Source organism: Arthrobacter sp. YAF17, from assembly GCF_052113365.1.
GTDB lineage: Bacteria > Actinomycetota > Actinomycetes > Actinomycetales > Micrococcaceae > Arthrobacter.
Genome location: NZ_JBFRDB010000032.1, coordinates 1 through 22,546 on the forward strand (window position 1 = coordinate 1; position 22,546 = coordinate 22,546).

A 22,546-nucleotide genomic window follows, 5' to 3' on the forward strand; every position below is an offset into this window, starting at 1 on the left:
CCGCCGAGGACCTCGAGATCATCGCCGACAAACTCAACAACCGGCCCCGTCCCACGCTCAACCTCGAGACCCCCAAACAACGCATGCGCCAACTCATTGCCACCGCGGCCTAAACCCAGTTGTTGCAACGACCAATTGACTTTGAGGCCTCAGGATGGGCGCTATGTGACCCCGCGTTGGAGTGGGGGCTAGAGTTCACCCAGGGGTTGACCCCGCGACCAAGTTTCAGCAGCCGCCGCGAATCCGTGGCGGAGAAGTACCCGGGAGTCATCAGTGCGGCACGGATCCAAGCCCACCATCCGCGATGTCGCGGAGGCCGCAGGAGTATCCCTGACCACGGTTTCCTACGTGCTGTCCGGCCGGCCCGGCGGCAACACCCGGATCAGCCGGCCCACCCAGGACCGCGTCCATGCCGCGGCGCATGAACTGGGCTATGTGCCCAACCGCGCCGCCCGCGGGATGCGGCGCGGCCGCACCGACGTCGTCGCCGTGGCCATCACCGACCTCGACGATTCCGGGGACCGCGGGCTCGCCGCGGCAGCCGCCAGGATCCTGCCCCTGCACGGCTACCAGCCGGTCATCCTCGTGGGCGAAAGCTGGCGGCAATTTATGCTCTCCGGCGGCGCCGACGGCGTCATCCTCGGCTCCGTTCCGGCGGAGCGCACCGCCGCCGACGTCGAGACGATGACGGAACTTGTAGACCGCGGGGTTGCCCAACTGGTCGTCTCGGAGACCGTGCCGCCGGACGGCGTCGACGTCCTGGCGCCGGGAACCAGCGCGACGCCGGATGCCCTCGCGGAGGGCGCCGTCGCCCGGCTGCTTTCCCGCCTGCGCGGCTGATCACCCGGCCGGGCGAGGCTACGCGTCCCGCAGCGGGCGCCGCGCCAGCCAGGCCGCGACGACGGCGCCGGAGATGTTGTGCCAGAGCGAGAACACCGCGGACGGCAGCGCGGTCAGCGGGCTGAAATGCGCCGTCGCCAGGGTGGCGGCGAGGCCCGAGTTCTGCATGCCGACCTCGAACGCCAGCGCCCGGCGTGCCTTGTCATCCAGGCGACCCAGCTTGCCCGCCAGATACCCGAGGCCGAGGCCGAAGCCGTTGTGCAGCACCACGGCCAGGAACACGATCCCGCCGGCGGCGACGATCTTGCTCGCGCTGCCGGCCACCACAATCGCGACGATCAGCGAAATGACGACGGCGGAGGCCCAGGGCAGGGCCGGCAGCACCTTGGCCACGAGCTTCTTCAGGAACAGGCGTGCCAGCAGGCCGGCGATCACCGGCAGCAGAACGGTCTTGACGATGTCCAGCACCATGCCGCCGGCGTCGATCTGCAGGTAGGAGCCGGCCAGGAACAGGACCAGCAGGGGCGTCACCACCGGGGCGATCAGGGTGGACACCGAGGCGACGGCGACCGAGAGGGCAACGTCGCCCTTGGCCAGGAACGCCATCACGTTGGACGCGGTGCCCGACGGCGCGCAGCCGACGAGGATCAGCCCCACGGCCAGTTCCGGCGGGAGGTTCAGGGCGACGGCGATGAGCCAGCCGGCGCCGGGCATGATGACGTAATGCGCCACGATGCCGAGAACCACGGCCCAGGGGCGCTTGGCCACGGACGCGAAGTCGGGCGGAGTCAGGGTCAGGCCCATGCAGAACATGATGATGCCCAGCAGGTACGGCACGGCGGGGCCGAGGGGCTTGAACGCCCCCGGCAGCAGGTAGCCGGCCACGCCTGCGACGACGACCAGCAGCGGGAAGACGGTCACCGCGATGCGGGCGATCTTTGCCTCGGCGGCCAGGGCTGGGTTGACCGGGACCGCGTCGGTGCTGGTCTCCGGGGTGGACTCAGGTGATTTGGTTGCCTCAAGCATCTAAGAATGGTGCCAGTCCGGACGCCCCGGAGCCAGTTAGTGACTGCTGCCCGGCGTTTATGTCAGATTATTCGGGCCCGCCTGAGAAGTGCCGGCACCGCGGCAAGACCGCGGAGGTAGTGGGCCTGAAGGGCGCCAGCCTGCTCATGCGCGAACGGCTGGCCGGGAAGCTCGGCTCCGACGCGCAGGCTGCGCTCCTGCCCGGTTACCTCCGCCGACGCGCGCAAGAGGCCGGCGTGTCACGCGGTTTGCGACCCTTCTTTGGCTTGTAACTGGGAAGGAGCGCGGCCCTGGGCTGTCAGGGTGCTGGTTTGCTCGCTTTGCCGTCCAGCCAGAGCGTGTCCGACTCGTCGCGGTGCACACCGGAGGACCCGACGTGCTTCGAATCGATCCGCGGACCGTTCTTGATCACGTGGACCAGCGCCATGCCGTGGCCGCGCCCCAGCCCGTAGTCCTCCTTGAGCCATTCGAGGACCGGCCCCGCCTTCACGGACGGGCCGGCAAAGCCCTTCTCCCCGGCGATCTCCACGAGTTGGCGCGGGGTGAGCCCCGTCTTGTCCTCGATGGTGTCGAGATAGGCCTGGAACGACATGCGGGTCTTCCTCTCAGCGGGCTGCGGGTTCCTCCGCCACTCTAGGGACACCCGCGCCGCGCCGCCAGACCCTGTTTCCCCCGGATGCAGCCGAACCGGCGCGCTCCTGCCCGGTGACTGGGCGCGGGGCACGAAAAGATGCGGCGTGTTCCCCGGATTCGCCGGGTTCCCGCGCCGCGGCCGGGGAGTAACCGGGCAGGAACGTAGCCGGTGCGGGTTGGAGGCCGAACGGCTACGCTCGGGAAGATGACGCAGACCTGGGATCCGGGCCAGCAGGGAGTCCTGGAGTTTCCATCCGGGCGGCTCATCCGCGGCCGCGGGCTGCTCACGCCGTTTCCGGCCGGCCCGCGGCCCGAGTTTGGCCTGTACCTGCTGGGAAGTCGCCCGGCTCCGGTGGCGTGGGATTCGCGGTGGGTCCGCTGGCGGGATTTGCGCCTGCCGGCCGACGACGCCGACACCCTGGACGCGCTCACGGAGGCGTGGCGCCGCGCTGAGACCGAGCGGGTTGAGGTCGCGTGCTGGGGAGGCCGCGGCCGGACGGGCACTGCCCTGGCCTGCTTTGCGGTCATGGACGGCGTTCCGCCTGCGGAGGCCGTGGCGTTTGTGCGTGCGCGCTACCGCCGGGGCGCCGTTGAGACTCCGTGGCAGCGGAAGTACGTCGCCCGGTTCAAGCGCCCGGGGGCATAACGCGCCAACCCCCTAGCGCACCAACCCCCCTACGCTCCGACGCCGTATCCGGTCCGGAATTAGCGCACACAATTGGGTCTTTTTGTTTGCCCGGGACAGGCCTACCGTGGACAGACGGAGCCGCCCGGCCCGGGGCGGCCGAATCCATGGAGGAATAACCAATGACGACGCACGTAGCCGACTGCAGCGTGACCAATTGCTCCTTCAACGACCACTCCAACTGCAACGCCGCCGCCATTACCGTCGGCGGGGCTGAAGATCACGCCTCCTGCACCACCTTCATCGATATCGGGGTCCACGGCGGGCTGCCCAAGGTGCTTGCCGACGTCGGCGCCTGCCAGCGTTCCGAATGCGCGCACAACGACCACCTGATGTGCAAGGCCACCGAGGTGCATGTGGGCCCAGGTGTCGACAACGCCGATTGCCTCACGTACGCCCACAGGTAGCCCGCCGCACCATCCCAAGCCAGAGGACCCACCGCCTTCCACGGGAATTAAGTCACACAAGTTTGACGTTAAGGCTTGCCTAAGTAAGGGTTAGCTTAGTCGATGCTGTCTACGTCAAACAAAGGATTTCTCTATGGCGCCCGTAACCCCTGTGGATGTTCACCCCCTGCCGCCCGGCGCCGAAACCGGCGCCGAAACCGGCACCGAAACCGGCACCGAAACCGGCCCTGACTCCGCGGCCACACTGCTGCAAGACGCCGCCGCCCACCTCTTCAACGCCCGCAATGCCGGCACGTACACGGCCCAGGTGCTCCAGGGCGTGACGGCGGTCGCGGGCAGAGTCGCCGAATGCACGCGGCCGTTCACCGGCGCCACGCCCGCAGAGCTGAAACAGCGGGTCGACGGCGTGGACCTTGGCACTCCGCTCGCGGACACCGCGGCTGCCCTCGAGGAGCTGGAGGGGGTCTATCTCCGGGACGCCGTCTACTTCCACGACACCAAGTACGCGGCACATCTGAACTGTCCCGTCGTGATCCCGGCCCTCGTGGCCGAGGCCGTCCTGTCCGCCGTGAACTCCTCCCTGGACACCTGGGACCAGAGCGCCGGCGCCACCATGATCGAACGCAAGCTCATCTCGTGGGCCGCCGGGCAGCTTCAGCTGGGCGACTCCGCAGACGGTGTCTTCACCTCGGGCGGGAGCCAGTCCAACTTCCAGGCCCTGCTGCTGGCCCGGAACCAGGCCGTCGAATGGCTGAAACTGGACCCGGAAACTGACGGGCTCAGGCTGCCTTCCCTCCTGGAGAAGCTGCGGATCTTCACCTCGGCGGACAGCCACTTCAGCATCCGGAAGTCGGCATCCATGCTGGGACTCGGGTACGACGCCGTCGTGTCCGTGCAATGCGGAACGGACCACCGGATGGATCCGGCGGCACTGGCCGGAGAACTGGCACGGGCCCGGAGCGAAGGCCTGGTGCCCATGGCCGTGGTGGCCACGGCCGGCACCACCGATTTCGGGGCGATTGACCCCCTCGACGAGCTGGCCGCGGCGGCCCGCGAGCACGGCGCCTGGTTCCACGTCGATGCGGCGTACGGCGGCGGACTTATGGTGTCCGGGCGGCACCGGCACCTGCTGGACGGGATCCACCGGGCCGATTCGGTCACCGTCGACTTCCACAAGACCTTCTTCCAGCCAGTCAGCTCGAGCGCCCTGCTGGTCCGCGACGCGGCCACGCTCCGGCACGTGAGATTCCACGCCGACTACCTGAACCCGGCCGCCGCCGTCGACCGCCCCAACCAGGTGGACAAGAGTATCCAGACCACCCGCCGTTTTGACGCCCTGAAACTCTGGCTGACGCTTCGGATCATGGGCGCCGACGCCCTCGGCGCGCTCTTCGATGAGGCCATCGACCTGGCCTCGAGTGTGGGTGAGGTCCTGGCCGCGGATCCGGACTTTGAGCTCGCCGCCGGGCCGCAGCTCAGCACGCTCGTGTTCCGGTACCGTCCGCTGCAGGAGGATGGCGGCCGCCTGTCCGAAGGCACGGCGGACCGCCTCAACCAGGACATCCGTTCCGCCGTCTTTGCCTCAGGCGAGGCCGTCGTGGCCGGGACCACGGTGGCGGGCCGGCACTACCTGAAGTTCACCCTGCTCAACGCCGAAGCCGGCGTGGCGGACATCCGCGGCATCATCGACCTGCTCCGGACCACCGGGGCATCACTGCTCGCTGCTGCGCAGGTGTCCGCATGAACGCCGGTACCCCGGGCCCGCAGCGCGTCCACGACTTTGCCGCGATCGGCGTCGGACCGTTCAACCTGGGCCTCGCCGCGCTGAGCGCCCCGGTGGACGGGCTGGACGGCGTCTTTCTGGAGCGCCGGGACTCTTTCGACTGGCACCCCGGTATGATGCTGGAGCCGGCCCACCTGCAGGTCCCGTTTATGGCCGACCTGGTCACCCTGGCGGACCCGACCTCCCCGTACTCGTTCCTGAACTTCCTCAAGCAGACCGGACGGCTGTACCGCTTCTACATCCGGGAAAACTTCTACCCGCTGCGCGCCGAGTACAACCAGTACTGCCAGTGGGTGGCGGGCCAGCTGGATTCTGTCCGGTTCGGCACGGACGTCCGGGAGATCACCTACGACGACGGCGTGTACCGGCTTGCGCTGGCAGGCCCGGGCGGCCCCGAGGTGCTGTTCGCCCGGCGGCTGGTGCTGGGCACCGGCACCTCGCCGTATCTTCCGGCGGCCTCCGACGGCATCGTGGACGCCGGCGGACTGGTCCTCCACAACGCCGAGTACCTGCCGCGGAAGAGTGAACTCCAGCGCCGGCGGAGCATCACGATCGTGGGCAGCGGCCAAAGCGCCGCTGAAATCTACTATGAGCTGCTGCAGGAGATGGACATCCACGGCTACCGGCTGGACTGGGTGACCCGCTCCGGCCGGTTCTTCCCGCTCGAGTACACCAAGCTGACGCTGGAGATGACCTCGCCCGAATACGTGGACTACTTCCACGCGCTCCCGCCGGAACAGCGCGACGGCCTGGTCAAGAGCCAGAAGAACCTCTACAAGGGCATCAACTCGGAGCTCATCGACGCCATCTATGACCTGCTGTACGCCAAGAGCCTGGCCGGCCTGGTGGACACCCGGCTGCTGACGCATTCGGCGCTCACCGGTGCGTCCTGGGACCCGGCGGCCGGCGCCCACACCCTGCAGCTGCGGCATGAGGAGCAGGGCGCCGACTACTCGCTGGACACCGAGGCCGTGGTGCTCGCCACCGGTTACGGCTACGTCGAGCCGGAGTTCCTTACCGGCGTGCAGGACCGGCTCGCCCGGGACAGCAGCGGCAGGTTCGCCGTGGACCGGAACTACAGCACCGGCGTCGAACCCGGCGAGATCTTCGTCCAGAACGCCGAGCTGCACACCCACGGGTTCGTCACCCCGGACCTGGGCATGGCCGCCTACCGCAACTCGTGCATCCTGCGCGAAATCACCGGCCGCGAGGTGTACCCGGTGGAGCGGAGCATCGCGTTCCAGCAGTTCGGCCCGCCGCCGGAGACAGCGCGGCGGCACGCCCCCAGCGGTGCCGTCCGCGAAGCGGCGGGGGTGCCGGCATGAGCTTCACCTTCCGCAGCCTGGACCCGGTGCCCGACGCGCCGCTCCTGCACTCGTGGGTGACCCAGCCGTACGCCGGCTTCTGGGACATGCTCGGCTGCACCGTGGAGGACGTGGCGCAGGAATACGCCAGGATCCAGTCCAGCGGGCACCACCACGCGCTGCTGGGGCTCGACGGCGGCGTCCCCGCCTTCCTGATGGAGGTGTACCTTCCGGCATCATCACCGCTGGCCGGTGTGTACGCCGTGCAGCGCGGTGACGTCGGGATGCACCTGCTGGTCGGCCCGACTGCAGGGCCGCCGCGCGCCGGCTACACCACGAGGGTGATGGACGCCGTCCTGGAACGGCTGTTCGCCGACCCGGGGGTGGAGCGCGCCGTCGTGGAACCGGACGCGCGCAACACGAAAATCCACATCCTCAATGCCCGCTTGGGGTTCCAGCCCGCCGGGGAAGTGGCCCTGCCCGACAAACGGGCCCTCCTCAGTTTCTGCACGCGCGGGGCCTTCCACGCCGCCCGCGCCGACCTCCATTCATCCCCGATCCGCCAGGGAGCACCGCTATGACCACTGTTGAACTCGAATCCGTCCTCGCCGCTGGCAACGCAACCGCCCACCTGAGCCCGGAACGCTGGGCCGCCGCGAACCGGCACGTGGTCCGCAAAGCGCTCGCCGAGTTCTCGCACGAACGGATCCTGGTGCCGGAACTCCTCACGGCTGAACCCGCTGCGACTGCCGGGACCGGCCGGCCGCCGGGGCAGGACGAACCGGGCCTGCCCGCCGAAGCGGGGACCCGGGAGCCCGCCCTCTACCGCGTCACGAGCGACGACGGCTCCGTGGAATACCGGTTTGCCGCCCGGAAACTGGAGCTCGACCACTGGTCCATCGCGGACATGTCCATCCGCCGCCTCGAAGCCGGGGCATATCCCGGCATGCCCACGCCCGGGGCCGAAGGCCGGACATGTCCCGCGGGGGAGGGGACGGAACCCGACGCGCTGCGCTTCATAACCGAGTTCCGGGACACCCTGGGCATCCGCGAGGAGATGCTCCCGGTCTATCTCGAGGAAATCAGCAGCACACTCTCCAGCCACGCCTACAAGCAGTGGATAGGCCAGCCTTCCTCCGCGGAACTGGCGGCCGGCGTGACCGGCGGGGCAGACGCCGCGATCGACTTCCAGGCCATCGAACGGAGCATGACCGAAGGCCATCCCTGCTTCGTGGCCAATAACGGCCGGCTGGGCTTCGGGATCGCGGACTACCATTCGTTCGCTCCGGAGGCGGGCGCCCCTGTGCAGCTCCAGTGGATTGCGGTGCACCGGAACCAGGCCGTCTTCACGTCCGCCGACGGCCTCAATTACCGGAACCACCTCGACGCCGAACTGGGGGCTGCCGCCGTCGCGTACTTCGACGCGGAGCTCAATGCCCGAGGCCTGAACCCTTCGGACTATTTCCTCATGCCCGTCCACCCGTGGCAATGGGACAACAAGCTCACCGTGACGTTTGCCGCCGAAATAGCCCGGCAGCGCATCGTCCATCTCGGAATCGGCGCGGACGGCTACCAGGCCCAGCAGTCCATCCGGACGTTCTTCAACACGGTTTCGCCGGAGAAGTGCTACGTCAAGACGGCTATGTCGGTGCTGAACATGGGCTTCATGCGGGGGCTGTCGCCGCAGTACATGAAGGCCACCCCCGCTATCAACGACTGGCTCCGTGACCTGATCCTCGGCGACGCCGCCCTGCAGAAGCGCCGGCTGACGCTCATTCGCGAGGTGGCAGCCGTCGGCTATCACAACGGGTACTACGAGGCCGCCTCGGCGAAGGGTTCACCGTACCGGAAGATGCTGTCCGCGCTGTGGCGGGAAAGCCCCCTGGCGCTGCTGGAGGACGGGCAGCAACTGGCCACTATGGCGTCCCTGCTGCACGTTGACGCGGCGGGCAAGCCGATGGTGTCCGCGTTGATCGAGCGTTCCGGCCTGGCTCCCGCGGAGTGGCTGCGCCGGTATTTCGAGGCCTATCTGGTCCCGCTGGTCCACTGCCTCTATGCCTACGAGCTGGCCTTCATGCCGCACGGCGAAAACGTCATCCTGATCCTGGAGAACGGTGTGCCGGTCAGCGCCATCATGAAGGACATTGCCGAGGAGATCGTCGTCATGGGGGACCGGCTGGAGCTGCCCGAGGACGTGGCACGCATCAAGGTTGCGATCCTCGACGAGGAGAAGGTCCTGGCCATCTTCACGGACGTCTTCGACTGCATCTTCCGGTTCCTCAGCGCGCTGCTGGAGGAAGACGGCAAGCTCAGCGGCGAAGAGTTCTGGCGCACCGCCGCGGCTGTCCTCCGGAACTACCAGGGCGAGCACCCCGAGCTCGCGCAGCAGTTTGCCCGGCATGATCTGTTCGCCACGGACTTCCCGCTGTCCTGCCTCAACCGGCTGCAGCTGCGCAACAACCAGCAGATGCTGGACCTGGCCGACCCGTCCGGCGGACTCCAGATGTCCGGCCGGCTGCTGAACCCGCTGGCGCGGTTCGCCTGAGGCCGCCCTCGACGCCGGAATCTCTCCACTTTTGGAGGCGGCGCCCCTCGTGCCGTGTCGAATCGCCGGTGAGTACCGGCGTCGCAGCTTCAAAAGTGGGGAGAATCCGGGCAGGCAGGCTCGCCGGATTCCTGCCGGCCATTCCTGCGGGGGAGGGTAGCCTCGATGGCGAGACCTCATTCCCCGACCCAGGAGACCTTCCCTATGGCTGCCGAAAGTCCGACTATCCTTGCGACCTCCGGCGGGTACAAGCCGGGGACACGGACCCGCCTGGAATTCAACAAGCTGGTCCATCACGCCGTCGACTTGTCCGGCGTGACCGGGCGGGCGCCCAGGATCGCCCATGTCGGCACAGCCAGCGGCGACCAGCGGTGGTTCAACAACGAGGTCAGCGAAGCGGGAAACGCGGCCGGCTTCCAGCTCACCCACCTGAACCTGTTCACCATGCCCAATGTCGCCAACGTCGAGGAGTACCTGCTCGGCCAGGACGTCGTGTGGGTCAACGGCGGCTCGGTGGTCAACCTCCTGGCGGTCTGGCGCGCCCATGAACTGGACTCGATCTTCCGGCGGGTCTGGGAAGCCGGGGTCGTCCTGGCCGGAGTTTCGGCGGGTTCGATCTGCTGGTTCAACGGCGGGACCACCGACTCGTTCGGTCCCGAGCTGCGTGCCGTGAACAACGGCCTGGGGCTGCTGCCCTACGACAACGGAGTCCACTACGACTCCGAAGCAGCGCGCCGTCCCCTCGTGCACCGGCTGGTCGCGGACGGAACATTGGGCGAGACCCACTGCACCGACGACGGCGTGGGCCTGGTCTACCGCGGGACCGAACTGGCCGGGACGGTCACCGAAACGCCGGGCAAGGCCGCCTACCGGGTGACCCAGACCTTGTCCGACGGCTCAGACGGCAGAGTGCTCGAAGAACGGCTCGAGCCCACCCAGCTGTAGGCGCGTGCCGGAAGCCCTACCCCTGCGTCAGGCGGTAGCGCTCGATCTGCTTGAGCCGCCGCAGGAGGCTGTCTCGCCGCGGGTGCGGGACGGCGTCGGCCGGTTCCGCGGTGAGGTCGATGTGCTTGGTGCCGTACTGCCAGAGCAGCAGGTCATCGAGGAGCCGGTCCGGGCCGGGGGAGTAGCGGTGGTCCAGGGCCCGGCGGACCTCCGTGATCCGGTTGGCGCTGAGCAGCCCGGCCAGCTGCATGGTCTGGTTGAGGCCGTGGGCGGCCATCAGCTCGGCGGCCCAGCCCCAGTCGTCGTCGACCTTCCGGTCCACGTGCGGCAGGAGGGTGCGCCAGACGTCGCGGATCCGGTTCGGGGTCAGCTGGGCGGCGCCCTCGCCGTCCATGTCCCAGTAGCTGCGGACCTCTTCGTAGCGTTCGTGCAGGTCAGCGAACGCCCCCTCCACGGTTTCCAGCATGGCGGCCGTGGCAGTGAACTGGCGGTCAAAGTGCGGGGTCCAGGCGCGCGGGTCCTCGGCCTTGAACCGGATGTCGTGCTCGATCTCGCTCCAGGCGTGCGCGAACACGGTCCGGATCTGGCATTCGAAGAAGTAGCTGCCGTTCGGCGGCACGTCCGGGTTGAAGGCCTGCTGGTAGTCCTTGACGGACTCGTTCTGGATGGTCCGCAGGATCAGGTGGCGGCTGGAATAGCCGTACGTGCCGGACTCGATCGAACCGATGTCCTTCTCGCGGTCGCCGCGGCAGTCGAAGAGCTGGCGCTGGCGTTTGATCAGGTTGGCCACCACGGCGTTTTCCGCCGGCAGCTTCGTGATGACGCGGACGCCCACCATGTCATTCAGGGTCCGGAACGGGTCCGGGAACTTCAGCACCGGCGGACCGCCCGGCTCCAGCGGCTCCTCCGTCCGGGAGATCTTCTCGCGGAAGGACTCGACCGTCTTGGTGCGGCCGGTGACGAACAGCGGCGTCACCTCGGTTCCCTTGAGCATGCTCCGCAGCGTCAGCAGGACCTCGCGGGTGACCAGCTTCAGGGCAGGGCGCACCCGCTCGTACAGTTCCACGTTTTCCTGCACGGATTCGCGCAGGTCCGCGTCCAGTCGATCCCAATTGCTCGCCATGCGTCCAGCTTACGGCGGGGGCACGACGGCGGCGGGCTGACACCCGGGCGCCGGGGCGCCTTCGGGCCCGGCACGGCCTTACGCACGGCCGCGCGGCGCTCAAGGTAGGCTCCTCACATGGCTGATGTGCGGCGTCGGGCATTTATCGCGGCCGCAGCGACGGTGACACTGGGGGCAGTCTCCGCCGCCTGTTCACCGGGCCCCAAGGAGGACAGTGTGAAGCGGCATAGGTATAGCTACGGCGATGACTCCAGCCAGTGGGGGGAGCTCTTCCTGCCGGATGCTGCCGCCATCAAGGGCGTGGTGGTGGTCATTCACGGCGGATACTGGCGTTCGCAGTACGGCGCGGAACTCGGCGAACCCCTGGCCAAGGACCTGGCGGCGCACGGCATGGCCGCCTGGAACCTCGAGTACCGCCGCGCCGGAAACGGCGGCGGCTGGCCCCATACGTTTTCCGACGTGCTGGCCGGCATCGACAAGCTCGGCGACATCGCCGGTGACCATGGCCTCGGGCTGGACAGGGTGGTGGCCCTGGGGCACTCCGCCGGCGGGCACCTCGCGGTCTGGGCAGCGGGACGGAGCCGCCTTGCACAGCTCGGCGCCCCCGATGCGGACCGCCAGCTGCTGCGCAAGGACGACGACGGCGCTGTGCACCTGACCGGCGTCGTCAGCCAGTCCGGGCTGTTGAACCTCGCCGAGGCCGAGCGGTTGAACCTGAGCAATGGCGCTGTCAGCAACCTGCTGGGCGGCTCCTCCGAAAAATACCCCAAACGGCATAAATACGCTGATCCGATGAGCGCAGTGCCCCTGAAGATTCCCGTGTATGCCGTCCACGGCACGGACGATGACACGGTTCCCGTCAGCCAGTCCGATTCGTACGCGGCGGCGGCCAAGTCCGCCGGCGCCCCGGTCCAGCTCCTGAAGGTCCCGGGCGACCACTTCGCCCTGATCGATCCGAAGGCCGCCGCCTACCGGAAGTGCCGCGAACTGGTGCAAATTCTTCTCGGCTGAACCCGCCTGTGCACTGACGCACTAGAATGGGGGCAGGTGCGCCGGGAAGTCTGGTCGGCATAGTTCCGTCGATCCAACTTTTAGGACCCCGCATGAGCACCACACCTCCTCCCGGCCCCCCGCGTCTGACCATCTTCGGCCGCGGCAGCTACGCCGAGTCGCTTCGGATCGGTGAGATCCTCCGCAAGGAGACTGTCGGCGGGGCCCTGCTCGTCGCGGCGGCCGTGATCGCGCTCATCTGGGCCAACTCGCCGGTTTCGGAGAGCTACTTCGCCCTCCGCGACTTCAAGTTCGGCTACGCACCGTGGGACCTGGAGCTCAGCCTCGGCGCGTGGGCGGCTGACGGGCTGCTCGCCATCTTTTTCTTCCTGGTGGGCCTCGAACTCAAGCGCGAATTCATCGCCGGGGACCTGCGCCAAATCAACAAATCGATCGTTCCGGTCGCGGCGGCCGTTGGCGGCGTCGCCGTCCCGGCGCTGATCTACGCGGTGATCAACGTCGCCAGCCCGGAGACACTGCGCGGCTGGGCCATTCCCACCGCCACCGACATCGCGTTCGCCGTCGCCGTGCTGGCCATCATCGGCTCGCATCTGCCCAGCGCACTGCGGATCTTCCTGCTGACCCTGGCCGTCGTCGATGACCTGATCGCCATCACCATCATCGCCGTCTTCTATACGAATGACCTCCAGCCGCTGCCGCTGCTGCTGGCATTGATCCCGCTGGCCATCTACACCTACCTGGCGCACAGATACCGGCGCTTCTTCAAAATCAACGCCTCGGCCGCGTGGCTGATTCTCCTGCCGCTCGGGGCTGTCACCTGGGCCCTGGTCCACGCCTCCGGCATCCACGCGACTGTGGCGGGTGTACTGCTCGGCTTCGGCATCCCGGTCCTGCGTTCGAAGGCCAGCGGGGGCCCCGAGGCCGGTCCGGGCCTCGCCGAGGTCTTCGAGCACCGGTTCCGCCCGATCTCGGCCGGCGTGGCCGTCCCCATCTTCGCGTTCTTCTCCGCCGGCGTGGCCGTGGGCGGCTGGGATGGGCTGGTTTCGGCCCTGACCGACCCTGTGGCGGTGGGCATCATCGTGGCGCTGGTCCTCGGCAAGCCGATCGGCATCATGGGCACCACCTGGCTGCTCACCAAGGTCACGAGGGCCCGGCTGGACACCAGCTTCAAGTGGATCGACGTCGTCGGAATCTCCCTGCTGGCCGGTATCGGATTCACCGTTTCGCTCCTCGTGGCCGAGCTGAGCTTCGGCCAGGGCAGCATCCACGACGACCACGCCAAGGTAGGGATCCTCGCGGCGTCGGCGCTGGCGGCCTTGCTGGCCACGGCGGTCCTGCGGACCCGGAACCGGCAGTACCGGAAGGCCGAAGAAGACGAGAAGGTCGACTCGGACCACGACGGGATCCCGGACGTCTACCAGCAGGACGGCACCACCGGGTAGCCCCTGTAGCCCCCCCGGCGGCCGAGTTCGGCGGCGCCGTGCCGTTCGTTAGCGGCGTCGGAGGCCGGTGTGGCGGCCGACGTCGTTATTCTCACCGAAGCAGGTCTTGCGTTCATACCCCAGGGGGTTTGATCATGAAAGCGTGCAGCAGCCGCGGCCTTCCGGCCGGCCGCGGCTGCGCAGACCGGCAGGAGCGAATCATGGACGTCGTCGTCATTGAGACCAGGCAACTCGGGGACCGCAGCTACCTCGTCCATGACGGCACGTTTGCGCTGGTCATCGACCCGCAACGGGACACTGAGCGCGTTGAAGCGGCCGCGCGCGACGCCGGCGTCACCATCACCCACGTCGCCGAGACCCACATCCACAACGACTACCTGACCGGCGGGCTCGAACTGGCCCGGGCGCACGGCGCGAGCTACCTCGTGAACGCCGCAGACCCGGTGTCCTTCGCGCGGCAGCCGATCACGGACGGGCAGAGCGTCCAGGTCGGTGCGCTGACCGTCAAGGCCGTCGCCACCCCGGGCCACACGCACACGCACCTGTCCTTCATCGTGGACGACGGCGGGCAGCAGGCCGTCTTCTCCGGCGGAAGCCTGCTGTACGGCTCGGTTGGCCGCACGGACCTTGTGGATGCCGGGGACACCCTCGGCCTGACACATGACCAGTACGCCTCGGTGCGCCGGCTCGCCGGGGAGGCCGCACCCACCGCAGCGCTCTTTCCGACCCACGGGTTCGGGTCTTTCTGCTCCTCGGGCCCCGCCAGCGGCGCCGGGTCCTCCACCATCGGCGAACAACTCACCAGCAACCACGCCCTGACGGACCCGGACGAGGACCACTTCGTCCAGGAACTCATCGCGAACCTCACCGCCTACCCCTCCTACTACGCCCACATGGGGGTCACCAACGCCGCCGGGCCGGGCCCGGCTGACCTGACCGTGCCGGAATCGCTCGACGCCGCGGAACTCATGCGCCGGCTGGACGGCGGCGAGTGGGTGGTGGACCTGCGCCGCCGCGTGGCCTTCGCCAGCAACCACCTGCTGGGCAGTGTGAGCTTCGAATACGGCACCAGCTTCAGCACCTACCTGGGCTGGATCCTGCCCTGGGGTGAGCAACTGACCCTGGTGGGATCCAGTGGTGACGTCGAAAATGCCATCCGCGACCTTTCCAGGATCGGCATCGAATCCCCGGACGCCGCCCTCGGAACGGACCCGCAGGCGCTGGCACCCCGCGCCGCGCTTGCCTCCTACCCCCGTGTGGGCTGGGACGGCGTGCTCGCCGGCCGGGCCCCCGGGGACACCGTCGTCGACGTGCGCCGGGCCGACGAGTACGCCGCCTCGCGGGTGGCAGGAGCGGTCAATATCCCGCTCCATGAACTGTTGCGTCGGCTGGATTCCGTCCCCGCCGGGAAGCTGTGGGTGCACTGCACCACCGGCTACCGGGCCGGCACCGCCGCGAGCCTGCTGCAGCGCGCAGGCAGGGATGTGGTCCATATCGACGCGAAATTCGACGCCGCCGGAGCGGCGGGAATCCCGGTGGACAACGCCCCCGTGCCGGCCGGCCCGCCTGGCTGAGCGGGTTGCCCGCGCACCGAAACACGGGGGCGCATGCCCGCGTTCTCTGGCAGAGTATGAGCATGCTCACAGTTATTGGCGAGGGCCTGGTTGATGTGGTCCAGCGCGCCTCCGGGATCCAGGCCCATGTGGGCGGCAGCCCCCTCAACGTCGCCGTGGGGCTGGCCCGGCTGGATCATCCGGTGCAGTTCATCGGCCGCTACGGCCGCGACGCCTACGGAGAATCGGTGGCCGCCCACCTGAAGTCCAGCTCGGTGCTCCTCCCGGTGGGCCCGGACGAGCTGCCCACGTCCGTGGCCACCGCCCTGATCGACGACGACGGCGCCGCCAGCTATACGTTCGAGCTCGCCTGGGAACTTCCCGGGCTCGCGGACCGGCTGCCGTTCATGCTGCAGGCAACGACGCTGCTGCACACCGGCTCGATTGCCACCATGCTGGCTCCCGGGGCCGCCGAGGTGCTCTCCGCCGTCGAGCATGCCCATCCTTTGGCCACCATCAGCTTTGATCCCAACTGCCGGCCCAGCATCATTACGGACGTGGATTACGCGCGCCGGCAGGCGGAAAAGTTCGTCACGCTGGCCGACGTGGTCAAGGCCTCGGATGAGGACCTCGAGTGGCTGTACCCGGGCGAGGATCCGCTGGATTCGGCCCGGCGCTGGCTCTCGCTCGGCGGCTCCGAAGGTCCCGCGATGGTGGTGGTCACCCGCGGCGCGCAGGGGCCCTGGGGCGTGAATGCCGCCGGCGAAGCGCACTTCCCTGCACCGTCGGTGACAGTGGCGGACACTGTGGGCGCCGGGGATTCCTTCATGGCGGCGCTCCTGTCCGCCATTGTGGACCTGGGCCTGGACGGGGCGCAGAACCGCAAGGACCTGCGCGGACTCTCCGCCGGGAGCCTCCGGGAACTCCTGGCCCACGCCGCCTGGGCCGCCGCCGTCACCGTGTCCCGGGCCGGCGCCAACCCGCCCACCCGTGCGGAGCTGAACCGGATGGAGCTGGGCGCCCAAGCGCCGCCCGGGGACGCCGCAGGCAACGACCCCGAAAGTGCAGAACTCCCCAAGAACTGAAAGGCAGCCATGACACACGACGATGCCACGTCCTTCCGCGTCAGCAGTGAGTCATTCGAGGACGGCCAGACCCTGCCGCCGGCCCAGCGCGGCGCCGCCACCGGCGCAGGCGCGAAGGACGAGTCCCCGCAGCTGAGCTGGAGCGGCGCCCCGGACGGAACCCTGGGCTACGCGGTCACGGTGTTCGACCCCGACGCCCCGGGCCGCGGCGGCTTCTGGCACTGGGCCGTGCTCGACATTCCGGCGGCCACGACGTCCCTGCCGGCCGGGGCGGGCTCGCGCCCAGGCGGGCACCTGCCGCCGGGTGCGTTCCAGCTGAAGAACGACGGCGGCAGCACCGGCTACATGGGAGCGGCCCCGCCCAAGGGCCACGGCCCGCACCGGTACATCGTCACGGTCCACGCCCTCGACGTGGCGCACTCCGGGCTCGACTCCGGAGCCCACCCCGCGAAGCTCGAAGCGAAGCTCGCCCCGCACACCCTGGCCCGGGCGAGCCTGACCGGGATCTACGAACGCCACTAGGCCCGGAACTGTCGGGACGTCGGGGCGCCAGGCCGGATACCTGCGCCAAGGCCTACGTTGCTGCCCGCGAATTCGCCGGACACCGACGTCCGCGCCCACGTTGCGCCTCACGAACTTGCCGGTTGCCTGCGGAGTCGCCGTAACTTTCCGGCGACCCGGCACGTTACCGGCGATTTCGACGTCGGCGGGGGCCGACCGGGCACGTCTCCAGCGAGTTCGACGGCGGCCGCGCCCGCCCCGGCCAATGCGGGCTCCACCGACAGCCCAGCCCGGCCCCGTGCCGGCATCGCCAACGTAGACTGGCGGTATGCGGCTGGTTGCAAGTGATATTGACGGAACGATCCTCGGCCACGACGGCAAAATCAGTGACCGGACCGTCCGCGCGTTCCACGCCTGCCGGGAAGCCGGCGTCGAACTGGTCTTCGTTACGGGACGCCCGCCGCGCTGGCTCCACCCGCTGCAGGACCGGCTGGGGCACACCGGAACCGTCATCTGCTCCAACGGCGCCGTCGTCTGGGACCTCGAGGCGGACCGGCTGATCTCCGCCCGGGCCCTGCAGCTCGACGCCGTGTTCGAGGCGCGCCGCATCATCCAGCGGCTGCGCCCCTCCGCACTGTTCGCCGCCGAGACCCTGAACGGCTTCCACCTGGAACCGGGGTTCATCGAGAACGGCTCCAGCGAACTGCTGGCCGAGGTCACACCGGCGCCCCTGCACACCACCCTCGCTGCGACGGACTCCGTCGTGAAGTTCCTCGCCATTGTCCGGGAGGGCACCGCCGACGAATTCCTCGCCGAAGTAACCCCCGCCGTCGCGCATCTTGCCGCCGCCACCCACTCGGCCCCCAACATCGCGCTCCTGGAGCTGTCCCTGCCCGGCGTCAACAAGGCCGTCACCCTCGCCGAATACGCTGCTTCCCTCGGCATCGCCTCCGCCGATGTGGTGGCCTTCGGGGACATGCCAAACGACATCGAGATGCTGCGCTGGGCCGGCGACGGCTACGCGATGGCCAGCGGCCACCCGGAAGCCATCCTCGCCGCCGGGCAGCAGGCCCCGCACTTCGACGACGACGGCGTCGCCCAGATCCTCGAGGCCAAGCTCGCCGCCCTGGGTGTCCGGCTGCCCTGACGCGCCGGCAGGACCCCGCCGCGACTGGCCCGGTCAATCCAACAGCGGGCCCGCGCGGACACCGGACTCCCAGCTATTGGTCAACTGGCGTTCACTTTGGCGTCCTACGCTGAAATCTCACGACGGATCAGCTGACTGACGGTGGGACATCATGGCCAGGTACCGCACGAACAATATGGAAGACATGCCCCTGCGCCCGGCGGCGCCGGACGCGCACTGGAAGAGCCTGCAGCAGGGTGACCGGGTCAGCGTCCGGCTGGCGCCCGGCTACGAGACCGGAGGCCGGGTGGACGCCGTCACGGCCGACCACACCGCCGTCTGGGTAGACCTCGACGGCGGCCGTGGCCGCACGCTGCTGCACTGCAGCGACGGCGTGGAGATTCTTCCGCACACGAACTGATCCAGCCCGTCGGGCGGCCGGCGCACAGCAGAATGCCGGCGCACAGCAGAATTCAGCGTTAACCAGAGACTGAACGCTTTCACGGTCACTGATCGCCAGGGAGCTACGGCCCTGTGTGAAGGACGGTGCCGCCCAGGCTCTTCTGGATGCGTTCCGGGTCTTCGCTGACGACGGTCCAGTTCTTGCCGACGTTGACTGAACCCTGCCTAGCCGGCGTCCCGAAATCAAGCTGCGAATGCAGGTACATGTCGTTGCTATAGGTAGCAAGGAATAAGAACTCGCCGCAGCTTCCCGAGGAGGAGGCGAACTTGGCGGGCGGTGTGTCCAAGACCAGCTCCGGGCATCGCAGGCCGGCGGATTCCACAGCTTCCTTTAATTCGTCAATGGTCCCAAACGTGCCGCCATCGGCTGGCGGGGCCGTGGCATTGGAAGTGGAACAAGACGCCAATGAGAGAGCGATGACGGCTGTGGCAGCGCCCAACGTAAGTCGGTTCATATCTGGTCCCCAATCAGAAAACTCTTCCGTCACTCCAGCCTACGGTCGGCGAAGGCCTCAGCCGCCCAACCAGATCGGCTGAATCCTGAATTGATACCGGAATTGACCAGGGGAACCAACGAAAGCACGGCCCTCCTGGCACGCATTGCGCGCTGGTCAGCCTACGGGCTCGATTAAACGAACTGTGGCGCCTTCCGGGGCCTCGGATGCCTGTCCGCACAGTGCAGTACCGTGCTCCGCTAGGCTTCAGGAGTGAGCACCCCGCACCCGTTTTTTGCCTCCGGCTCTGCCGCCGCTGACGGCCCGGATCTTCCCGTGGCCATGGCCCACCGCGGCTTCTCCCGCGACGGCCTGGAGAACTCCATGGCCGCGTTCCGCGCCGCCGTCGAACTGGGGTTCCGGCACCTGGAGACGGACGTGCACACCACCGCCGACGGCGTTCTGCTGCTGTTCCACGACGAGACCCTGGACCGGGTCACGGACGGCCGCGGGCGGATCTCGGAACTCCCGGCAGAGACAGTGGCCCGGGCAAGAATCGGCGGCGCGGAGCCTATCCCGCTGTTCGAGGAACTCGCCGAGGCCTTCCCCGACGTCCGGTTCAACCTCGACGTCAAGGACTGGAACTCGGTGGACACCCTGGCCGCGGCGATCGAACGGTTCGGCCTGCATGACCGGGTACTGATCGCCAGCTTCTCGGACCGCCGGCGCCGGGCCGTACTGAAGCAGCTGAGCCGCCCCGCCGCTGGTTCGGCCGGCATCGTATCCAACGCCCTCTTCGTCCTGCTCGGACCGGTACTCCCCGCCCCGCTCCTGCGCCTCACGGCCGGACGTGCGCTCCGCGGCGTCCACGCCCTCCAGGTCCCGGTCAGCTACGGTGCCGTGACCGTGGTGACCCCCGGCTTCGTCCGGCGCGCGCACCGGCACGGGCTGCAAGTGCACGTCTGGACCGTCAACGATCCCGCGGAGATGCACCGGCTGCTGGATCTCGGGGTGGACGGGATCGTCACTGACCGGGCGGACCTGCTCAAAGAAGTCCTCCAGGAACGCGGCGTCTGGAGCGCCTGAACCGGGCCGGCTTCCGGGACTGGCAGGATGGGACCATGCGCATTTTGATCGCCCCGGACAAGTTCAAGGGCTCCCTGACCGCCGCCGAAGCCGCCGCCGCCATCGCCGAAGGAGCCCTGCGCGTCTATCCCGACGCCGAGACCATACAGTTTCCGGTGGCCGACGGCGGCGAAGGAACCCTTGAGGCGGCCGTCGCCGCAGGGTACGAGGAGCGGCTGAACGCGGTGGTCGGCCCGATCCTGGCGCCGGTCGGCGCGGCCTGGGCGATCCGGAAGGACGCCTCCGGCGGGGCCACCGCCGTGATCGAAACCGCGCAGGCCTCCGGGCTGGCGCACATGGAACCCACCCCGGCCAACGCCCTGCGCGCACACAGCTACGGCTGCGGCCAGCTGATCGCCGCCGCCCTCGACGCCGGCGCGACGGAGATCGTGCTGGGCCTGGGCGGCTCGGCCATGAGCGACGGCGGCAGCGGTGCCCTTCGCGCGCTGGGCCTCAAGCCGCTCGACGCCGCCGGCAACGTGGTGCCGCTCGGCGGTGGCTCGCTCGCCGAGGTGGCGCAGCTCGATGTCAGCGGACTCGATCCGCGGCTCGGCTCGGCCAGGTTCCGGATCGCCGTCGACGTGCAGAACCCGCTCGTCGGTGCCGACGGCGCAGCCCACGTCTTCGGCCCGCAGAAGGGCGCCGACGCGGACACCGTGGAACTGCTCGACGCCGGACTCCGCAACTGGGCCTCAGTGCTGCGCCAGTCCACCGGCCGGGACGTCAACGTCCCCGGAGCCGGGGCGGCCGGCGGTTTCCCGGCGTCGTTCCTCGCCTTCAGTGACGCAGCGCTGGAAGGTGGCTTCGAGCTGGTGGCCGGACTCACCGGGCTGGCCGACAAGCTCGTACAGGCCGACCTTGTGATCACCGGCGAGGGCTCGCTGGATTCGCAGTCGCTGACCGGCAAGGCGCCGATTGCGCTCGCCGATGCCGCGCAGCGCCTGGGTATTCCCGTCATTGCGGTCGCCGGACGGATCCTGGTCACGCCTGAGGACCTCGCCAAGCACGGGGTGGTGGCCGCGGCGCAGCTGTTGGACGTGGCAGGGAGTCCCGAGGACGCCGTCGCCAACGCCGCGAAGTACCTCGTCTGGGCCACCAGCCAGGTGCTCGAGGGCGCCTGAGCGCTTAGGCGCCCGTCTCATAGTGCGGCTCCGCGACCGGTTTGGATTCGGGGGAGCCCCGCTCCCGTAGGTACACCGAAGCGCCCACGAGCACGGCGACCGCCAGGAACTCGCTTTGCCAGTTCTGGAAGGACTCAAACCAGAAGCGGCTCGTTGCGAGATACTCAAGGACTGTCACGGGAGCCTCGCCGTGGCTCTGTTGCTCGGAGCTGTACGCGTCCGCCCCTCCGACGGCGTGGAGCACGAAAGATGCGAGGAACAGCAGCAGGAACATGATCGACAGTGAGTGTTCATACAGCTTGAGGACCCACCCCCCGCGGCGCACGGGCCATGGGGTGGCCGCCTTCAGGTCCGCGGTCCGGGGGTCCTCGTCCTGCGGGGCATCCCGGCCCACCGGTTTGGACTCCGAGGATCCTTTCTGGAACAGGAAGACCGTCAGGATGACGTACATGCCCATCTGCAGGAACTCGGACTCCCAGTTCTCAAATGTCGCTTCGACGAACGCGCCGGTGCCCAGGTATCCCAGCACCGTCACGGCCGGCTCGCCGTGGGCCAGCTGGTCCGAGCTGTAGTCCGCGGCTCCACTGAGGACCATGCCGCCGAAGAACACCACGAACAGGCCGATATTGGCCAGCAGCAGGCCGTGGTTCTTGACCCACGAGCCCTTGCTTCGTCCCGGTTGTGTGCCCTGCGGGCTTGGGTTTGCCATGTCAGTTACCTCTTTCGGCATGCCGGCGGAGCCTGCTCGGTACGTAAGCCAGCAGGACGAGCAGTACAACCAGCAGCACCCCGCCGGCCCACAGCCCCGCCGCCCGGCCTGCGGTGACGTCGAAGACCAGTGCCGAGGTGCCCACGCTAAGGAGCCCGACGCAGGCCAGGGACACCTTGGCGATCCGGTCCGCGCTGGCCACGAGGGCCGCCCTAAGATGCAGGCGGAACAGCCGGCGGTGAACGCTCACGGGCAGCAGGATCAGCGCAGTGGTGAGGGCGGCCAGCGCCACGTTGGCAAGGTAGAGGGCAGTCTGGAAATCGTCCAGCGTCTCGAACCTCGACTGGAAGGGCAGCGTCAGCAGGAAGCCCCCCAGTATCTGCACACCTGTCTGCAACACGCGCAGCTCCTGCAGCAGTTCCATCCAGTTGCGGTCCAGTTTTTCGATGGCGGACTCGTTGCGCCCGCCCGCCGTGTACTGGTTCTTGCCCCCAGTCGGGGACTCCCCGGGAGCGGACTCCGGCTCTAAATCGGACAAGTGGCCTCCACTGGATGACGGTCTGGCTGCGGCGGCAGCCAACTCTCAACCTAGGCTTGAGCGTTACGGAATTCAAGCCGGTACTAAGCGTACTGATCAATTTTGCGGGTAGGGTGGGATTGTTTACTTCGCGGGCAGCGTCGCAGCT

24 protein-coding genes are annotated in these 22,546 nt (G+C 68.5%); 18 read left to right on the plus strand and 6 right to left on the minus strand.

Annotation, left to right across the window (positions count from 1 at the left end):
• Positions 1–273: 273 nt before the first annotated feature.
• On the plus strand, positions 274–840 hold the full coding sequence (locus AB4Y67_RS17900; protein ID WP_441407104.1) for a LacI family DNA-binding transcriptional regulator: 567 nt from the start codon (positions 274–276) through the stop codon (positions 838–840).
• Positions 841–858: 18 nt separating this feature from the next.
• Here AB4Y67_RS17900 and AB4Y67_RS17905 read toward each other — a convergent pair whose 3' ends face one another.
• The gene (locus AB4Y67_RS17905) at positions 859–1,866 is read right to left on the minus strand and encodes a bile acid:sodium symporter family protein (RefSeq protein WP_441407105.1); all 1,008 of its coding nucleotides are present in this window, start codon (positions 1,864–1,866) and stop codon (positions 859–861) included.
• 59 nt (positions 1,867–1,925) lie between these two features.
• Here AB4Y67_RS17905 and AB4Y67_RS17910 point away from each other — a divergent pair, with 59 nt between their 5' ends.
• The gene (locus AB4Y67_RS17910; RefSeq protein ID WP_441407106.1) at positions 1,926–2,138 is read left to right on the plus strand and encodes a hypothetical protein; all 213 of its coding nucleotides are present in this window, start codon (positions 1,926–1,928) and stop codon (positions 2,136–2,138) included.
• A 26-nt stretch (positions 2,139–2,164) separates the two neighbouring features.
• Here AB4Y67_RS17910 and AB4Y67_RS17915 read toward each other — a convergent pair whose 3' ends face one another.
• Positions 2,165–2,458 (minus strand): DUF4287 domain-containing protein, encoded by a 294-nt coding sequence (locus AB4Y67_RS17915; RefSeq protein ID WP_441407107.1) that lies wholly within the window; start codon positions 2,456–2,458, stop codon positions 2,165–2,167.
• Between the two features lie 246 nt (positions 2,459–2,704).
• Here AB4Y67_RS17915 and AB4Y67_RS17920 point away from each other — a divergent pair, with 246 nt between their 5' ends.
• The 7 genes from AB4Y67_RS17920 to AB4Y67_RS17950 all read left to right on the plus strand — a co-directional run bounded on the left by AB4Y67_RS17920 (position 2,705) and on the right by AB4Y67_RS17950 (position 10,168).
• Complete coding sequence (locus AB4Y67_RS17920) at positions 2,705–3,145, plus strand: protein-tyrosine phosphatase family protein (protein WP_441407108.1); 441 nt, start codon at positions 2,705–2,707, stop codon at positions 3,143–3,145.
• Between the two features lie 161 nt (positions 3,146–3,306).
• Positions 3,307–3,591 carry a DUF1540 domain-containing protein gene (locus tag AB4Y67_RS17925; protein WP_441407109.1) on the plus strand — a complete coding sequence of 95 codons (285 nt, stop codon included), beginning with the start codon at positions 3,307–3,309 and terminating at the stop codon, positions 3,589–3,591.
• Positions 3,592–3,724: 133 nt separating this feature from the next.
• Positions 3,725–5,335, plus strand: a complete 1,611-nt coding sequence (locus AB4Y67_RS17930) for a pyridoxal phosphate-dependent decarboxylase family protein (RefSeq protein WP_441407110.1) — start codon at positions 3,725–3,727, stop codon at positions 5,333–5,335.
• Positions 5,332–6,699, plus strand: coding sequence for a lysine N(6)-hydroxylase/L-ornithine N(5)-oxygenase family protein (locus AB4Y67_RS17935; protein ID WP_441407111.1), 1,368 nt, complete (start codon positions 5,332–5,334; stop codon positions 6,697–6,699). The genes AB4Y67_RS17930 and AB4Y67_RS17935 overlap by 4 nt, the downstream gene beginning before the upstream one ends.
• Positions 6,696–7,259 (plus strand): GNAT family N-acetyltransferase, encoded by a 564-nt coding sequence (locus tag AB4Y67_RS17940; protein ID WP_441407112.1) that lies wholly within the window; start codon positions 6,696–6,698, stop codon positions 7,257–7,259. Before AB4Y67_RS17935 ends, AB4Y67_RS17940 begins: the two co-directional genes overlap by 4 nt.
• Complete coding sequence (locus tag AB4Y67_RS17945) at positions 7,256–9,223, plus strand: IucA/IucC family protein (protein ID WP_441407113.1); 1,968 nt, start codon at positions 7,256–7,258, stop codon at positions 9,221–9,223. The genes AB4Y67_RS17940 and AB4Y67_RS17945 overlap by 4 nt, the downstream gene beginning before the upstream one ends.
• Positions 9,224–9,427: 204 nt before the next feature.
• Positions 9,428–10,168, plus strand: coding sequence for a Type 1 glutamine amidotransferase-like domain-containing protein (locus AB4Y67_RS17950; protein ID WP_441407114.1), 741 nt, complete (start codon positions 9,428–9,430; stop codon positions 10,166–10,168).
• A 16-nt stretch (positions 10,169–10,184) separates the two neighbouring features.
• Here AB4Y67_RS17950 and AB4Y67_RS17955 read toward each other — a convergent pair whose 3' ends face one another.
• The gene (locus tag AB4Y67_RS17955) at positions 10,185–11,291 is read right to left on the minus strand and encodes a GTP pyrophosphokinase (RefSeq protein WP_441407115.1); all 1,107 of its coding nucleotides are present in this window, start codon (positions 11,289–11,291) and stop codon (positions 10,185–10,187) included.
• Positions 11,292–11,507: 216 nt separating this feature from the next.
• Here AB4Y67_RS17955 and AB4Y67_RS17960 point away from each other — a divergent pair, with 216 nt between their 5' ends.
• From AB4Y67_RS17960 to AB4Y67_RS17990, 7 genes are all read left to right on the plus strand, one after another.
• A complete protein-coding gene (locus AB4Y67_RS17960; RefSeq protein ID WP_441407148.1) occupies positions 11,508–12,302 on the plus strand; it encodes an alpha/beta hydrolase in 795 nt (264 codons plus the stop codon).
• Positions 12,303–12,394: 92 nt separating this feature from the next.
• A complete protein-coding gene (nhaA, locus tag AB4Y67_RS17965; protein ID WP_441407116.1) occupies positions 12,395–13,744 on the plus strand; it encodes a Na+/H+ antiporter NhaA in 1,350 nt (449 codons plus the stop codon).
• A 200-nt stretch (positions 13,745–13,944) separates the two neighbouring features.
• A complete protein-coding gene (locus AB4Y67_RS17970; protein ID WP_441407117.1) occupies positions 13,945–15,318 on the plus strand; it encodes an MBL fold metallo-hydrolase in 1,374 nt (457 codons plus the stop codon).
• A gap of 62 nt (positions 15,319–15,380) precedes the next feature.
• On the plus strand, positions 15,381–16,382 hold the full coding sequence (locus AB4Y67_RS17975; RefSeq protein WP_441407118.1) for a carbohydrate kinase family protein: 1,002 nt from the start codon (positions 15,381–15,383) through the stop codon (positions 16,380–16,382).
• Between the two features lie 9 nt (positions 16,383–16,391).
• Positions 16,392–16,904: a YbhB/YbcL family Raf kinase inhibitor-like protein gene (locus AB4Y67_RS17980; RefSeq protein ID WP_441407119.1), complete on the plus strand. Its 513-nt coding sequence runs from the start codon at positions 16,392–16,394 to the stop codon at positions 16,902–16,904.
• 307 nt (positions 16,905–17,211) lie between these two features.
• Complete coding sequence (locus AB4Y67_RS17985; protein ID WP_441407120.1) at positions 17,212–18,030, plus strand: HAD family hydrolase; 819 nt, start codon at positions 17,212–17,214, stop codon at positions 18,028–18,030.
• Between the two features lie 151 nt (positions 18,031–18,181).
• On the plus strand, positions 18,182–18,430 hold the full coding sequence (locus AB4Y67_RS17990) for a hypothetical protein (RefSeq protein ID WP_441407121.1): 249 nt from the start codon (positions 18,182–18,184) through the stop codon (positions 18,428–18,430).
• Between the two features lie 103 nt (positions 18,431–18,533).
• Here AB4Y67_RS17990 and AB4Y67_RS17995 read toward each other — a convergent pair whose 3' ends face one another.
• Complete coding sequence (locus AB4Y67_RS17995) at positions 18,534–18,758, minus strand: hypothetical protein (RefSeq protein ID WP_441407122.1); 225 nt, start codon at positions 18,756–18,758, stop codon at positions 18,534–18,536.
• Positions 18,759–19,178: 420 nt separating this feature from the next.
• On the opposite strand from AB4Y67_RS17995, the gene AB4Y67_RS18000 reads away from it, so the two are divergent.
• Together AB4Y67_RS18000 and AB4Y67_RS18005 are read left to right on the plus strand one after the other, a co-directional pair.
• Positions 19,179–19,991, plus strand: coding sequence for a glycerophosphodiester phosphodiesterase (locus AB4Y67_RS18000; protein ID WP_441407123.1), 813 nt, complete (start codon positions 19,179–19,181; stop codon positions 19,989–19,991).
• Between the two features lie 35 nt (positions 19,992–20,026).
• Positions 20,027–21,151: a glycerate kinase gene (locus AB4Y67_RS18005; RefSeq protein WP_441407124.1), complete on the plus strand. Its 1,125-nt coding sequence runs from the start codon at positions 20,027–20,029 to the stop codon at positions 21,149–21,151.
• Positions 21,152–21,155: 4 nt separating this feature from the next.
• Here the strand turns inward: AB4Y67_RS18005 and AB4Y67_RS18010 are convergent, their stop codons facing one another.
• Together AB4Y67_RS18010 and AB4Y67_RS18015 are read right to left on the minus strand one after the other, a co-directional pair.
• A complete protein-coding gene (locus tag AB4Y67_RS18010; protein WP_441407125.1) occupies positions 21,156–21,860 on the minus strand; it encodes a DUF6766 family protein in 705 nt (234 codons plus the stop codon).
• A 1-nt stretch (position 21,861) separates the two neighbouring features.
• On the minus strand, positions 21,862–22,308 hold the full coding sequence (locus AB4Y67_RS18015) for a DUF6328 family protein (RefSeq protein WP_441407149.1): 447 nt from the start codon (positions 22,306–22,308) through the stop codon (positions 21,862–21,864).
• Positions 22,309–22,546: the final 238 nt, after the last annotated feature.